Consider the following 15,366-nt stretch of genomic DNA (forward strand, 5'->3'; position numbering starts at 1 on the left):
ATTTCCGGCTAAGGGGGTGGGTTCTTCCAGCGAACAAAAACTACTGGGTGGCGCCCGCGCCCGTGAACGCCGCAGGCGTCGCCACTGCGGGCAACGACTCAGCGGCAATAACCGCCGGCAGCTGCGCCGGTGTCATCTGCACTGGCGCCGTCATCGGCGCGGGCTCGATCGGCGTCGGCGCATTACCGAAACCGAACTCGACGACGATCCGCGCGATATGCGGATGCTCGCTGCTCCACTGCATGAAATTCACGCACACGGCTTTCAGATCCTCACCCTGGGCGTATTCAAACGAATTGCCGGTGAAGCGCGCGCCGCCGAGATCCTGCTCGAAGGTCACCTGATGTTTGTTCCAGGGGTACTGCATGGCATCCGGCTGCGCAAACAACTGAATGCGATCGACGCGAGCGTACGCGGGTATCGTTCCGCAAAGAGCGATGCGCTGAGCTTCCTGCTCGCTGCAGGCGTTGGTCACGCCACCCGTGCGACAGGCAGGGACATAGACGACAGACTCCACACTGTCAGCGACGCTCTCCATCGACGCCGGCAACGTCACCGCACTGTGCTCCAGGGCAGCAGTTTCCACTGCAGCTGATGCTTCAGTGCGCGCCGCCTCGCGCTCGGCGGCAATCAACGAGCGCAGCTCCTTCAACTCGCCGCGCATGGCGCGCATATCTTCAGAAGCGCGCTCTTTGATGAATTCGGAGTAGAGAAAACCGCCGGCCCCGGAGGCCACCATCAACGCAAGCACGGCGAGCACCGAGCGCAGCGCGGAGCGCTTCTTCGGTCGCACGTCGACCTTGCTGCTACGTTGCTGTTTGAAGGAGCTGAACAGCTGAAACAAGGCGGTGGCAACGGTTGCCAACGCACCGATCATGGCCGCCAGAATGGTTTCGGAAACATCCATCGAAGTCCCTTGACGTTGAAGCCACTGTCCTGCGCCCTTCCACCGAACTTGGGGAAGCGCGCGAAGCCCTTCCTTATGTCTGGTCTGCAGCGGGACTGTACTGCGTCACACTTTGCAGCTCTGCCAAACAGTTGGCAGTTTCGGATTGGGAGCTCGAGCGGATGCGGGCCATTCAGCTGGCTCGTTCAGCTAAGCCTGCGTTATGTCGGATGAGCCGGCCTGATCGCGATGAGCACCTCTCCCGCCGACACCGCCCGGCCGGCGGCGCTGCGGATTTCGACGATCTCGCCTGCCTGGTCGGCGAGGATGGGAATCTCCATTTTCATGGCTTCGATGACCAGCAACTCATCGCCTGCCGCGATTCGTTGGCCCACGGCGAGCGATTGTTTCCAAACGCTGCCGGTAACCGGCGAGGTGATCGCCTCGCAGCCCGCAGGCACGCTCTGGGTGTTGCCTTCGTTGATTACGGCAGGCTCTGCATCGAATGTGAGCTGGCCGCTCGCGCGCCAGCGCTCACGTTCAGCTTCGAACGCGGCTTGCTGCCGGGCTTTGAACACAGCGATCGAATCGTGGTTATCGGCCAGGAACTGCCGATACTCGCGCAACTTCAACGTGCTCTCTTCGACCCGCAGATGGAATTTACCTCGAGGGAAATCCTCGCGCATTTGTAACAGCTCGTCAGCCGACACCGGATAAAACCGCAGCTGATCGAAGAAGCGCAGCAACCATTGCTTGCCATCCTTGAAATCCTGGGTCTGCCGATGACGATTCCACATCTGCACCGTGCGCCCAACGAACTGATACCCGCCCGGGCCCTCCATGCCATACACGCACAAGTAGGCGCCGCCGATGCCGACGGCATTCTCCGGAGTCCAGGTACGAGCCGGGTTGTATTTAGTAGTGACGAGACGATGCCGAGGATCGAGCGGCGTTGCGACGGGGGCGCCGAGATATACATCTCCCAGTCCCATCACGAGATAGCTGGCATCGAAAACGATGCGGCGGACGTCGTCGATGGAGTCGAGCCCATTCACGCGACGGATGAACTCGATGTTGCTCGGACACCAGGGCGCGTCCTTTCTCACCGACTGCACGTATTTCTCGATGGCGACGCGCGTTGCCGGATCGTCCCAGGAGAGTGGCAGGTGAACGATGCGGCTCGGCACCTCGATATCATCGACTGCCGGAAGTTCTTCTTCGGCGCCTGCCAGAACATCCAACAACGCCCGTTGTGAGAGGGCGCTGCTGTCGAAGTGGACCTGCAGGGAACGGATGCCCGGCGTCAGCTCGAGCACGCCGCGAATTTGCCGCCGCTGAAGCCAATCCATCAAGGCATGCACACGAAAGCGCAGCTCGAGATCGAGCACGAGCGGGCCATACTCGACCAGCAAATAGTTGTCGCCCGCCTGGCGGTAGCAGACGGCCGGCGCTCCACCCTTCGCCGACGCCGCGCGGGCGTGAAGCACCGAATCGAACGCGCCGCCTATCGCAGCATCCAACGACACGCACCTGAAGCGAACCTTGTCCCCCGGGCGCAGCTGACCGACCTTCCACAACTCGCTGCCGATAATCGTCGCCGGACAAACAAACCCGCCGAGGCTCGGCCCATCCGGCCCGAGGATCACCGGCATGTCGCCAGTGAAGTCGATTGCGCCGATGGCATAGGCGTTGTCGTGAATGTTCGAAGGATGCAGCCCCGCCTCGCCGCCATCAGCACGGGCCCAGGTTGGCTTTGGCCCGATCAGGCGCACGCCAGTGCGGCTGGAGTTGTAGTGCACTTCCCATTCGGCAGCGAAGAACGTCGCAATGTCCTCGTCCGTGAAGAAATCCGGCGCGCCATGCGGACCTGACATCACGTCGATGGTCCACGCATTCGAGTAACCCGGTATGCGTGACGATGCCAACGGAGGACCGATCGCCGTCAAATCAACGTTCTCATGCAATCGCAATGTATCGCCCGCACGCAGCGCGCGACCAGCATGCCCGCCGAACTGCCCGAGCGTGAAGGTGGCCCGGCTGCCCATATAGTTGGGCACATCGAATCCGCCACGCACGGCGAGATATGTGCGCTGCCCGGCCCCTTGAATGGAGCGCATCTTCAAAACACTGCCGGCAGCGACCTTGACTGCAGTCCAATACGGCACCGGATCGCCATCCAACTCAGCCTTCATCTGAGCGCCACACAGCGCAATCACCGCCGGTGCGTTGAACTTCAGCGTCGGCCCGCTGACCGTCAATTCCAGGCCTGCGGCAGGTCCGACATTTCCAACCAGCTCATTGGCGAGCCGAAACGCGAGGTCATCCATCGGCCCCGATGGGGGCACGCCAATATCCCAGTACCCCACGCGACCCGGAAACTCTTGAATGCTGGTGTGCGTGCCCGCTTGCAGGACCTCAATCGTCGCGGGCCGATACTCGAGTCGAGTAAGAAAGCGCGTCGTCTGCCGCCCCTCGCGAAACACGTCATCTGCAATCACGTGCCGTAGATACGCGAGGTTCGTCTCGATTCCATACAACTGCGTGGCGTGCAACGCAACCTGCAGCCTCTGCAGCGCCTCCTCGCGATTCGCACCGTGAGCAATGATCTTCGCCAGCATGGGATCGTAGTGCGCCGGCACTTCCGTGCCCGTATCGATCCAATGATCGACCCTGACCCCGTCCGGCCATTGCACATGCGACAGCAGACCGCTCGACGGACGAAACTGATGCGCCGGATCCTCCGCATACACACGGACCTGGATGGAATGACCGTGCGAGCGCGCCCGACTACCGACCAGGTCCGGCGGCTCACCCGCTGCAACTCTCAGCATCCATTCAACGAGATCGACGCCGGTGACCTGCTCGGTGACGCCATGCTCGACCTGCAAACGCGTGTTCACTTCGAGGAAGTAGAACTGGCCACCCGCGTCGTCGTACACGAACTCGACGGTGCCGGCCGATTTATATCCGACGCTTCGACCGAGGCGTTCGGCACATGCGAACAGATGTTGGCGCGTCCGCTCGTCGAGGCGCGGCGCGGGCGTCTCTTCGATAACCTTCTGATTGCGCCGCTGGACCGAGCAATCCCTTTCGCCGAGCGCTACGACATTGCCGCGACCGTCGCCGAAGATCTGCACTTCGATGTGGCGCGCCTGTTCGACGAACTTCTCGATGAACACACCGCCCTGACTGAAATTACTGGCAGCCAGGCGCTCGACCGTGTGGAAGGCAGCAGCCAACTCCTCAGCACTGCGGCACAACTGCATGCCAATGCCACCGCCACCCGCGGTGCTCTTCAACATCACGGGATAGCCGATTGCCGCGGCCTCGAGAGCAGCATGTTCGGCGTTGCTCAACAGTCCACTGCCGGGCAGCAGCGGCACTTCCTGTGCTCGAGCCAGCTCACGAGCCGTGTGCTTGAGTCCGAAGCTCCGCATCTGCTGCGGGCTCGGCCCGACAAAAACAATCCCGGCGGCTTCGCACTTTTCGGCGAAAGCCGCGTTTTCGCTCAGAAATCCATAGCCCGGATGAATCGCCTCGGCGCCGGACTCGCGAGCGGCGGCGATGATGCGATCTTGTTGAAGATAACTTTCGGCGGCCGGCGCGGCGCCAATGTGAATGGCTTCATCCGCCATCGCGACATGCATCGAATGGCGATCGGCGTCGGAATAGACAGCGACAGAGCGAATGCCCAGCCGCCGCAGCGTGCGAATGATCCTGCAAGCAATCGCGCCACGATTCGCGATCAGCACTTTCTCGAACATGATAACGCCTTCGACCCGACTGGCATTGCCAGCTGGCCCTGTGCCGGGTCGTCCCGGCGTTGTCATGAAACTCGTGGGTCGTCCCGCGAGTGGCGACGTGAGCGTCGCCTGCCGTCAATCCCAGACCAGCACTTCAACTGGCGTCGGGTTATAGCCGTTGCACGGGTTGTTCAACTGCGGGCAGTTGGAGATCAACACCGTCACATCCATCTCGGCGCGCATCTCGACATAGCGACCCGCGCTCGAGATCCCATCCGCGAACGTGAGCTTGCCTTGCGGCGTCACTGGCACGTTCATGAAGAAGTTGATGTTGCTCGCGAGGTCGCGCTTGCCAATGTCGCGGTGATACGTCGCACCCCAATGCGCGAGCGCGAGCAGGAAGTTGTCGCGACAGCTGTGCATGTGCCGCTTCTCGATGGCATAGCGAACCGTGTTGCTTTCGGCCGAGCACGCGCCGCCCAGCGTGTCGTGGCGACCGCAGGTATCGGCAACGATCGTCAGCATCGTGTTGCCTTCGTTGGACAACAGCGGCGTGCCCGCCGTGAGATAGATGTTTCCCTGAGCGCGAATCGTGTCCTGAGCGCTGTAGCGCTCGTCGAGCGAGGCACTGCTGTAGAACAAGGTATCGACGGCCTGATTGCCTTCGAGGTCGACGATGCGGAAGTGCTGTCCTTTCTTCAGGCTGCCCATCCAAGGCTCGCCAGCGGGAATGATTTCCCGGCGCACCGCCGTTGCCGCGACCAATGAGCTTTCTTTGAGCGGCATCAGCGGTACCACACTTCGGTATTGCGAAAGCCGCGCTCATTCTCCGGGCAGCGCGTGCGACAAAGATCGTTGCGCGGCGCCGGGCGCGAGTGCCAGGTCGTCAGCCGCACCTCTTTGGGCCGATACCCGGTCGCGGGATCCAGCGGATGCTGACAGGCCGCCAGCACCACCAGGGTGTTCATCTCGAAGCGCAGGTCGATGTAGCTGCCCGCGACCGAGTTCCCCACGTGGAACTTGAGATTGCCGTCGTCATCGGCCGTCACTTTGCTGAAGAAATTTATGTTGGCAGCCAGGTCGCGCTTGCCCAGGCCGTACTTGCCCAGCTCGTTGAGAAAACCGTCGTATGCGTTGCGGTGATATTCGTTGCGACGCTGCTGATAGGGAGCGTCGCCGTACTTCGAGCTGACCATGGAGGCGTTCGTGACACCGCATAACGTGTCATGCCAGCCGCAGGTGTCATCGGTGATCGAGCACATCACCCGTCCCATGTCGGAGTAGCACACGCAAGCGCGAGTCAGATAAGCGGTGTGCTGGGCCTTGAGCGTGTCGGCCATGTTGTAACGCTCGAGCCGGTCCTCATAGTTATAGAACAGCGCCGAGACATTGCCGCCGCCGGCCACATCGGTGAGCCGCAGTGTCGTACCCCGCCGCAGCAGCCCGGACCAATGGGCCCCGCCGACGACGAGTTCGTCCCAAAGCATCCAATACGGCGCGCCTTCGGCCATTCCCATACCCATGACAAGTCCGCGTTGACTTGGAAGGGCCAGAGCAAGGAGCGTACCAAGCGCGCTTCTCGTGCATTTCAGCGCCACATTCATATTCCGAAGCGGCTCTCCAACCATTCGCCGCACTGCTTGAGTGCGGTTACAACAATTCGGCGCGCCATTTGAATGCAGCCGAGGCCGGCGCGCGCGAGGGATATCGCGTGAAATGCAGTAACCGGCGACCGGCACGTCATTTGCAAACTTCAGCATTGCAATTTGCCTCTAGGGTTCCGGTCGCTCGCGATGCTGGTCCGAGAGAGGCAGTCCAGTGACGAGGCTGGATACACGGCGGGATAAAAGCCCGGGAGGTTTGCGCGCTGGCAGGCGGCCTCCCCATTTATTCTGGCGGGATGCGTCTTCCGGCACTCGATTCGAGTGGCCTGTCAAATAAGAGGAGACGCCGAATGCTTTCCCACGCTCATTCGCTTGCTGTTCGCATGCTCCGGGTCGCGCTGCTGACCCTGACGCTGCTGGCGCTGACGCCGGCGGCGCATGCGGCCGAGAAGAAATCATTCAAGATCGCCTGGAGCATCTACGTAGGCTGGATGCCGTGGGACTACGCCGCCGAGAGCGGCATCTTGAAGAAGTGGGCGGACAAGTACGGCATCTCCATTCAGCTCACCCAGATCAACGACTACGTCGAGTCCATCAATCAGTACACCGCCGGCGCCTTCGACGGCTGCGTGATGACCAACATGGACATGCTCACCATTCCCTCGGCGGGCGGCGTCGATTCCACCGCGCTCATCATCGGCGACTTCTCCAACGGCAACGACGGCGTGGTGTTGAAAGGCAAAGGCAAGACACTGGCCAACATCAAAGGCCTGCCGGTGAACCTGGTGGAGCTGTCGGTCTCGCACTATCTGCTGGCTCGGGCGCTGGAAACGGCTGGCATGCAGGAACGTGACATCAAGGTCGTCAACACGTCCGATGCCGACATCGTCGGCGCCTACGCCGCCGCAGACACGAAGGCCACCGTGACCTGGAAGCCGCAGCTCAGCGAGATCCTGGCGGCGAAGGATGCGCAGCTGGTGTTCGACTCCAGCAAGATCCCCGGCGAGATCATCGATCTGATGGTCGTGAATACCGCGACGCTCAAGGAGAATCCGAAGCTGGCGAAGGCGCTGGTCGGCGCCTGGTATGAAACATTGAAGCTGATGGCCGCGAAGGACCCGAAGGCGCTGGCTCACATGGCGAAGGCATCCGGCACCGACCTGGCGGGATTCAACAGCCAGCTCGCGACCACGAAGATGTTCTGGACGCCGGCTGAGGCGCACACCTTCGCAACCAGCCCGACGGTGATCAAGACGATGGACCTGGTGCGCAAGTTCTCGTTCGATCATGGCCTGCTCGGCGAAGGCGCACCGTCCGCCGATGCCGTCGGCATCGAGTTCCCTGGCGGCAAAACGCTGGGCAATGTGAAGAGCGTGAAGATGAGATTCGACGCCAGCTACATGAAGATGGCGGCGGACGGCGCGCTGTGATGAATCACAGCCGCCGGCGCTCGAACGAGCAGTGCCGCCAGCGACAGCTGGCCGGCACGACGGCGAAGCGCAGCGAGCCGATCTCATGCCTCGGCTGGTAAATCTCTACCCCTCTCGCGGTAGCGCGCTGGCTCTGGGCGCGCTGCCGTTCTTGATTCTGATCGCAGCTTATCTGTTCGGCTCGGCCGCCCGGCTCGCCGAGAACCCCGACGACAAACTGCTGCCCGCACCGAGCGCATTCGTCGATACGTTGAAGAGCTACGCCGTCGAGGAAGACAGACGCAGCGGCGAAGTCCTGTGGTGGCTGGATACGGGCGCGAGCATGAAGCGCCTGCTGGTTGCGCTCGCCATCAGCGCATTCATTGGCATCGCGGGCGGTCTCGCCATCGGCGCCCTGCCGGTCATGCGCTCGCTGTTCGGTCCATTCGTGGCCGCGTTGGCGATGATTCCGCCGCTGGCCATCCTGCCCATTCTGTTCATCGCGCTAGGTCTGGGCGAGGTCGCGAAGATCGCGTTGATCGTGTTCGGCGTCGCCCCGTGCATCGTTCGCGATGTCTCATTGCGCGCCGGCGAGCTGCCGAAGGAACAGCTCATCAAAGCGCAAACGCTGGGCGCATCGAGCTGGCTGCTTGCGACGCGCGTCATCCTGCCCCAGCTGTGGCCACGCCTGATCGACGCACTGAGATTGACGCTCGGGTCGGCCTGGTTGTTTCTAATCGCCGCAGAGGCGATCGCATCCACCGAAGGCCTCGGCTATCGCATCTTCCTCGTGCGCCGTTACATGGCGATGGATGTGATCCTGCCGTACGTCATCTGGATCACGCTGCTCGCCTACACCATGGACTGGCTGCTACGACTGGCGCGCGCGCGATTCTTCCCCTGGGCGGAGACCCGCTGACATGGCCTCCGTCACCGTCAAACATCTGTGGAAGGAATACGGCGACCAGGTCGTGCTGGAGAATCTGAACCTGCACGTTGCCGATCGCGAGTTCGTCACCATCATCGGCGCCTCGGGATGCGGCAAGACCACGTTCCTGCGCATGCTGCTCGGAGTCGAGCAGCCCACCAAGGGACAGTTGCTGATCGATGGCCAACCGGTGCCGGCCGAGCCGGGCCCGGATAGAGGCATCGTGTTCCAGCGCTACTCGTTGTTCCCGCACTTGAGCGTGCTCGACAATCTCATGCTCGGCCTGGAGTTCTCGGGCTCACGGTGGCTGGGCAAGCTGTTCGGCGCCAAGCGTCGCGAGGCGTTGGAGAAGGCCGAGAGCCTGCTCGAAGCGATCGGATTGCACACGGCGCGCGACAAATATCCGTCGCAGCTCTCCGGCGGCATGCAGCAGCGGCTGTCCATTGCGCAATCGGTGATCCGCGAGCCGAAAATCCTGCTGCTCGACGAGCCGTTCGGCGCTTTGGATCCCGGAATCACGGCCGACATGCATGAAATCATCCTGCGCCTGTGGCAGGCGAACCGCATGACCATCTTCATGATCACGCACGATCTGAAGGAAAGCTTCCAGCTCGGCACGCGGCTGCTGGTGTTCGACAAACGTCGTCACGATCCACACGCGCCGGAGCGATATGGCGCGACTGTGACGTACGACATCCCGCTGAACCGGAAAAAGCACACCGCGCCCACGCCGGCCCTCACAGCCGAGCTCGTGCGCTAGGGATCCGAGTACGGGAGTGCGACCGGCCACTCATTCCGGGAACCCCCTACTCAACTCGCCGCAACACGCGCCGTTAATACGGCAAACGATGCAGTCACCTCCCCCGTGACGGCCAGATTCTGTGTAATTGGAGCGCGTGTAATGTCTGGAGCCTCGAAGTCAATTCTCGCCGTGGACGATTCCGCGTCCATGCGGCAGATGGTCCGCTATACCTTGGAAGGGGCCGGCTACGAGGTGGTTCAGGCTGCCGACGGCGTGGAAGCCCTGGACCTGGCGAAGACTCGGGGTGTCGACCTGGTGCTCACCGACGTCAACATGCCCCGCATGGACGGCATTACGCTGGTCAAAGAACTGCGGTGCCTGGACAGCTACAAGTTCACGCCGATGCTGGTGCTGACCACCGAGTCCGGCCCGGAAACCAAGCAGCGCGGCAAGCAGGCCGGCGCGACCGGCTGGATCGTCAAGCCGTTCAATCCCGATCAGCTGCTCGCGACCATCGCCCGAGTGCTCTGAGCCCTGACGCCACGAGCCGCGGTGACCGAAGTCCATGCTGCCCAATTCCATAGAAATCGCCAACGCCGAAGCGGCGCCGCTCGCCGATTGGACGCCCGAACAACAGATCGCGCAGATGCTCGAGCTGTGCGAGGCCCAGGTGGAATCGGCGACCTGCGAATCGGATCTCGCGGTCGACTCGCTCGTCAAAGCATTCTCCGGCCTGGCCGAGACTGCCCGCGCGATGAAGGCCGCAGCCGCCAAGTTCACGCCTGAGCAGCGCGCGGCGCTAGGCGATCTCGATCTGAAGAAACAGATGGAGGCCATCGAACGCCAGATGACCTCGGCCGTCGTCGCCTTCCAGTTCTACGACAAGCTCACGCAGCGGCTCGGCCACGTGCGTTACAGCCTGTCGACGCTCGCCCTGTTCGTCTGCGACCGCGCTCAGGCGACGCAGCGGGAGCAGTGGCGCCGCCTGTTCACGACGCTCAAGCGCCTGTATCGCACCGAGGAAGAGAAACAGATCTTCCAGATGATGGTGGAAGGCGCGTCCGCCGATGAGGCCCGCGATCATATTCACCAGAGCACGCAGACCATCCGCGTCGGCACCGCCGGCGACATCGAGCTGTTCTGATACTTTCTTAGCGACAGCGCCACGGTCGAACCGTGGCGCTTTTTTTATCTCGCGATGTTCCATAACGCCGGCGGCCGCCGGCGCACTGCCGTTTTCCCTGCAAATATTTCCGGCCTGTTGCGTCCGCTTAAATGTGAAGCTGAGAAGCGCGTCGCGTTTCCGGGATTTTTGCGCCGCATTTACAGAATCGATGTGATCTGACGCACGGTGGAGAATCGTCAAGGAGCTATCGTTGCGACCGTCGATTGGCTGAAGCGAGCGGCCGGATGTAAGCAAAGGGAGCCATCATGGTGATCAAGTCACAACAAATCGTCGGCATCGCGGGTGCGTTTGCACTCGTTGGCGGGGCCTTGTGGGCCTCTTCGGCTCTGTTCAGCCCGCCCACGGATATGCCCAGCGTCGAAATCAGCCAGGTGCCGGAGCGCTCCTGGGCTGTCGAGATCACCGATCTCGGGCCGGTCGAGCCGACTCCCGAGAAGCGCACCGCTGCCAATCGCTAGGACGGCCCCCGTCATTCGGTCGGCGTAACTTCGCCTTCGCCGACCTTCTCGATCATGGTTTTGATGCCGTTCTCGAAGCCCGGCCCCGAGCCGTTGTAGAACAGGTACACCGGCTTCTCGTTGCGTAACAGATCGATCGCGTTCCGATAGTGATCGAGGTGGTAGTACAGCACCACCTGGCCCTTGGTGACCGTGTCTGCCGGCAGCGTCGTCCCGTCGGGCAGAAATACCAGCATGCCGATGTAATTGCCCGCGCCCTTCAAGGCGATGCGCGGCGGAAAGGCGTTCGCCGAATAAAAGACCTCGTACGCATCGATGCGAGTCAGCGACATTGCCAGCGGCTCCTGCCAGAAGTGATAGGGCGGACTATATACGACTGGCGAGCCGCGCCAGCTACACTGCGTGCATGAGCACGATTTATCTGGTCCGTCACGGACAGGCGTCTTTCGGCACCGACAACTACGATCAACTCTCCGAGACGGGCCGCGAGCAGGTCCGGCAGCTCGGCAACTATTTCGCGGGGCTGGGCGAGCGCATCGATCGCATCTATTCCGGCGGTCTGCGACGGCAGACTGAAACCGCCGAGATCATCGCCGGGTCCTTCGCGGAGGCCACGCCGCCGATCGCACTCGAACCCGCATTCAACGAATACGACAGCGATCTCATCCTGCACACGTTCGCGAGGTCGCTGACGCCCGAGCAACTCGCCGAGGCCGGCTGGCCGGGGTTGCGAACCGATCGTCGGAAGTTTCAATTCTTCCTGGAGCGCGCCGCCCGCGCGTGGGTCGAAGCGCAGATCGAGGCCGAAGAAATGACTCCGTGGCGCGGCTTCCATGGCCGCATCGTCGCAGCCATGGAAAACATCATGCGCAGCGAAGGCCGCTCGAAAACATTGATCGTCAGCACCTCAGGCGGCGTCATCGGCACCATCGTAGCGCACGTCATGGGCCTGTCGAATCACCTCGGCATCGAGCTCAACTGGGCCGTTCACAACGCTTCCATCACGCGCCTGATCTACAGCGCGGACAAAGTGTCGCTCTCGCTATTCAACGGCCTGCCGCACCTGGATCGTGCAGAGCTGAGACATCTCATTACATACAGATAGGATTTGCACTGTTTTGGACGCGAGAAATCGCGAACCAACACGCACTTTACATTTCAAGGTTGCTGCGTCGCGGGCCGTTATCTGTCTGACAAAGCTCGACAGCGAGAGACAGCATCCATGGTCAAGGCAGCGGTGGTCCGTCATATGTCCTCGGTGGAGGACTATCGCGCCCGCCTGGCCAACTTGCAGGGCTCGTGGGACACGCTGTCGTTGTTGTCACATCTGCGCGGCGACGGCGCTGACATGAGCGCCACACGGCAAGCCTTCGAGGGCCTGGCCAACGACCTCGTGCACAGCCTGAGCGAGGAAACATATAAGAAAGCGATGCTCGCGCTGAAGGCGCGTGGCCAGATCGCCATCGACGTGATCGTGCGCAACTTGTTCGAGCGCACCGCCGACATCGGCTTCCTCGCCATCGACGACGACGTCCGCGAATATCTGCGACAACGCCGTGCGGACGCTTCACAGGTCAAGAAGCTGAGCGATCGCCTCCGCGCAAGATTCCGCGAGTACGTCGGCAAGTATTCGGTTTATCACGATGTCGTTCTACTGGATGCGGACGGCGCAGTCCTCGTCCGATTGGACGAGCGCCACACCGTCGAGCGCACCTCGCACGAACTGCTCAAACATACGCTGACGACTCGTCAGGGCTACGTCGAGACGTTTGGCCGCATGGACCTGCTGCCCGACTCCGATCGCAATCTGGTCTATTCGTTCCGTGTCGGAGACGGCTCGCGCGTGGAGGGCGTGCTGTGCCTGTGCTTTCGTTTTGAAGACGAAGTCAGTGGGATCTTCGCCAAGCTGCGTGCCGAAGAAGATTGGACGGTGTTCTGCTTTCTCGATGAACGCGGCACCGTGCTCGCCAGCAGCGATGCGTGGCAGGTTCCCATCGGAGCGCCCATACCTGTCGTGCTCGATGCTGCCGGTCGCATCATTCGTTTCGCGGGCCGCGAGTATCTTGCGGTCACCTGCCGCACTCAGGGTTATCAGGGCTACATGGGCCCTGGCTGGTATGGCCACGCGATGCTGCCGATCGAGCATGCCTTCGACAATCAGGCGGCCGAAGGCGCGAGAACGATACCGGGCGAATTGCTCTCCGCGCTGCGTGAGAGTCAGACCATCTTCTCCCCTGCCCTGCGCAAGATTCCTCTGCAGGCCGACTCCATTCAGCGCGAGCTGAATCGCACCGTCTGGAACGGCAACGTACGGCTTGCCACCAGCACGGTTACCGGCAGCGATTTCACCAAAGTCCTGTTGCGCGAGATCGGCAACGCCGGCCGCCGCACGCAGGACACATTCGAGCGTTCCATCGGCGAACTGCAGGAAACGGTGGTGTCGTCCATCCTCGATGACGCGCAGCTGCTCGCCTCGCTTGCGGTCGATGTGCTCGATCGGAATCTGTACGAGCGCGCCAACGATTGTCGTTGGTGGGCGCTGCATGGCGCATTGGGCCGCCATCTTTCGGACGGTGGCGGCGACCGTGACGCCGGCGAGATCCTTCGCCACATCAACAGTCTCTACACCGTCTATCACGACATCGTGCTGTTCGATGCCGCAGGCTGCATCGTTGCCGTCTCCCATCCCTCGCATGCCGACAAGATCGGCAGCACGATGGACGAGCCGTGGGTCGCGGCCACACTAGGACTGCGCGACTCCCAGCAGTACGCGGTGTCGGCGTTCGCTCGAAGCGATCTCTATGCGGGCCAGCATACGTTGATTTATGGCGCCGCCGTTCGCAACGAATCGTGTCGCGTGGTCGGCGGCATCGGCATCGTGTTCGACTCGGCGCCGCAGTTCAAAGCCATGCTGAGCGATGCTCTGCCTCGCAGCGAGGCCGGCGATATCGTCAGCGGTTGCATCGGATTGTTCGTCGACTCGCGCATGACCGTAGTCGCGGCCACGTCCGACTATGAGCCCGGCGACACCATCGCCCTGTCTCGCGAGATTCTGAGCACGAACGCGCCGCAGACCGTTTGCATGAACGGCATTCACTACGCGATCGGCGTGCGCAAGACGTCGGGCTATCGCGAATACACCGGCATGGGCGTGTTCAGCCTGATCCTCATTCCGTTGGGTGCGGCGATCGAGCGCGTCATCGTCCGGCGCGCCGAACCGCAAAGCCATCGCCGCGCCATCACGCAAGAGCCCATGATCGACATCGCCACGTTCTATTGCGGCCAGCAGCGACTCGGCCTGGAACGAAACGATATTGTCGAGGCGTTGGACGGCGCCCACCTGCGTCCGATTCCCGGTGCGCCTGCCTGGCACGCCGGCTTGTTGATGTATCGGGAGACGCCGATACCGGTGATCGATTTGTGCCAGCTGCTGCATACCGATCGCGCGGCCGGAGCGCGTAACGTGATCGTCCTTCGCGCAGTTGAAACGGGACAGTTGTTTGGTTTGCTCGTCGAGGAGCTGGCGGACATTCCGGAGATCGCGCTGAGCCGCCTGTTGCCGGTGGGCGATTTGAACGCCCGTGGCGCGGCCATCCTCGACCGCGCGGTTCGCCCGGAGCACGCGGAAGAACCGGTGCTCATGCTGTTGAATATCGAACAGCTGCTGATTTACGCCGGCGCAGCCGGCTTCAAGTTGTCGCAGCCGATGGCGTCGGTGACGCCGCTCAGAGCCGCGGGCTGAGTCGCAACTGACGGATCAAACCGCCGTAGTACGCGTCCTTACTCGCGTTGCGGGTGCTTTCCAGCTCGAACTGCTCGTCTCGCAGTAGCGCCATGCGTGTCGCCTCTTCCGCCTTCGGCGACGACATGAAGGCCTGGGCCCGGCGCAACGCCTGGCCGACATCGCACTTGTAAAAAGTCTGGGTGGCGAGCACCTGGCGGCTTTCTTTGCCGGTGCCGCGATTCGAAATCCACAGCGAGTTCACCGTGAGCTGCCCGTTCTGCACGCTGAACTCTTCATCGGCGCCCACCAGCGCCCGGCGCATGAACACGGTCGGCGATTCGGGCGTCAAGTTGATCGATGCCTGGCTGCCGATCTGACGAGGATCCGCCTCGGACAACACAGTGAACGCGGTGACCTCGGCGTCGGTCGCGGAGTACTGCACGATGGTTTCGCCGGCCCCGGCGTCCTGACTGCACCACATGCCCTCGAGCGCCTTCGCAGATCCGGAGGTCGCGTACGCAGCCTGCGCGCAGAAGGCCGTCAACAGCATCGAAACGAACAACTTGGCGTTTGACATGAAGCGAATCGCAGCTCGATCGTTGGACGGCATCAGTCGGAGCAATTTGTGTGCCGACCTGCTCCGGACGCTTGTAACACCGATGAATTGCACAGCCGTCAACAAGCTG

14 protein-coding genes and 1 riboswitch are annotated in these 15,366 nt (G+C 62.1%); of the genes, 8 read left to right on the top strand and 6 right to left on the bottom strand.

Annotated features, from left to right (window positions below):
* Window positions 1-40: 40 nt before the first annotated feature.
* The 4 genes from GYH35_RS29540 to GYH35_RS29555 form a co-directional block, all read right to left on the bottom strand.
* Window positions 41-907 (bottom strand): hypothetical protein, encoded by an 867-nt coding sequence (locus tag GYH35_RS29540; RefSeq protein WP_161830282.1) that lies wholly within the window; start codon window positions 905-907, stop codon window positions 41-43.
* Window positions 908-1,107: 200 nt separating this feature from the next.
* Window positions 1,108-4,650 (bottom strand): urea carboxylase, encoded by a 3,543-nt coding sequence (gene uca, locus GYH35_RS29545; protein ID WP_161830283.1) that lies wholly within the window; start codon window positions 4,648-4,650, stop codon window positions 1,108-1,110.
* 114 nt (window positions 4,651-4,764) lie between these two features.
* Entirely contained in the window at window positions 4,765-5,415 is a 651-nt protein-coding gene (locus GYH35_RS29550) for an urea amidolyase associated protein UAAP2 (protein WP_161830284.1), read from the bottom strand.
* Window positions 5,415-6,152 (bottom strand): urea amidolyase associated protein UAAP1, encoded by a 738-nt coding sequence (locus GYH35_RS29555; RefSeq protein WP_235936879.1) that lies wholly within the window; start codon window positions 6,150-6,152, stop codon window positions 5,415-5,417. The genes GYH35_RS29550 and GYH35_RS29555 overlap by 1 nt, the downstream gene beginning before the upstream one ends.
* Before the next feature lie 238 nt (window positions 6,153-6,390).
* Window positions 6,391-6,489, top strand: a riboswitch (guanidine-I (ykkC/yxkD leader).
* 94 nt (window positions 6,490-6,583) lie between these two features.
* Here GYH35_RS29555 and GYH35_RS29560 point away from each other — a divergent pair.
* The 6 genes from GYH35_RS29560 (at window position 6,584) to GYH35_RS29585 (ending at window position 10,956) form a co-directional block, all read left to right on the top strand.
* On the top strand, window positions 6,584-7,663 hold the full coding sequence (locus GYH35_RS29560) for a putative urea ABC transporter substrate-binding protein (RefSeq protein ID WP_202624838.1): 1,080 nt from the start codon (window positions 6,584-6,586) through the stop codon (window positions 7,661-7,663).
* An 85-nt stretch (window positions 7,664-7,748) separates the two neighbouring features.
* Window positions 7,749-8,561: an ABC transporter permease gene (locus tag GYH35_RS29565; RefSeq protein WP_161816159.1), complete on the top strand. Its 813-nt coding sequence runs from the start codon at window positions 7,749-7,751 to the stop codon at window positions 8,559-8,561.
* Window position 8,562: 1 nt separating this feature from the next.
* Window positions 8,563-9,330, top strand: a complete 768-nt coding sequence (locus GYH35_RS29570; protein WP_161830285.1) for an ABC transporter ATP-binding protein — start codon at window positions 8,563-8,565, stop codon at window positions 9,328-9,330.
* Window positions 9,331-9,471: 141 nt separating this feature from the next.
* On the top strand, window positions 9,472-9,843 hold the full coding sequence (locus tag GYH35_RS29575; RefSeq protein ID WP_161830286.1) for a response regulator: 372 nt from the start codon (window positions 9,472-9,474) through the stop codon (window positions 9,841-9,843).
* A 34-nt stretch (window positions 9,844-9,877) separates the two neighbouring features.
* On the top strand, window positions 9,878-10,456 hold the full coding sequence (locus GYH35_RS29580; RefSeq protein WP_161816161.1) for a hypothetical protein: 579 nt from the start codon (window positions 9,878-9,880) through the stop codon (window positions 10,454-10,456).
* Window positions 10,457-10,743: 287 nt separating this feature from the next.
* Window positions 10,744-10,956, top strand: coding sequence for a hypothetical protein (locus tag GYH35_RS29585; RefSeq protein ID WP_161816163.1), 213 nt, complete (start codon window positions 10,744-10,746; stop codon window positions 10,954-10,956).
* 11 nt (window positions 10,957-10,967) lie between these two features.
* On the opposite strand, the gene GYH35_RS29590 is transcribed toward GYH35_RS29585, so the two are convergent.
* Complete coding sequence (locus GYH35_RS29590) at window positions 10,968-11,288, bottom strand: hypothetical protein (RefSeq protein WP_161816164.1); 321 nt, start codon at window positions 11,286-11,288, stop codon at window positions 10,968-10,970.
* Between the two features lie 74 nt (window positions 11,289-11,362).
* Here GYH35_RS29590 and GYH35_RS29595 point away from each other — a divergent pair, with 74 nt between their 5' ends.
* Window positions 11,363-12,061: a histidine phosphatase family protein gene (locus GYH35_RS29595; RefSeq protein ID WP_161830287.1), complete on the top strand. Its 699-nt coding sequence runs from the start codon at window positions 11,363-11,365 to the stop codon at window positions 12,059-12,061.
* Window positions 12,062-12,178: 117 nt separating this feature from the next.
* A complete protein-coding gene (locus GYH35_RS29600; RefSeq protein ID WP_161830288.1) occupies window positions 12,179-14,698 on the top strand; it encodes a chemotaxis protein CheW in 2,520 nt (839 codons plus the stop codon).
* Here GYH35_RS29600 and GYH35_RS29605 read toward each other — a convergent pair.
* Window positions 14,682-15,257: a hypothetical protein gene (locus GYH35_RS29605; RefSeq protein ID WP_161816167.1), complete on the bottom strand. Its 576-nt coding sequence runs from the start codon at window positions 15,255-15,257 to the stop codon at window positions 14,682-14,684. The two genes, GYH35_RS29600 and GYH35_RS29605, sit on opposite strands and share 17 nt — an antisense overlap.
* Window positions 15,258-15,366 lie beyond the last annotated feature (109 nt).

Origin of the sequence: Steroidobacter agaridevorans, from assembly GCF_009932555.1 — a bacterium.
GTDB lineage: Bacteria > Pseudomonadota > Gammaproteobacteria > Steroidobacterales > Steroidobacteraceae > Steroidobacter > Steroidobacter agaridevorans.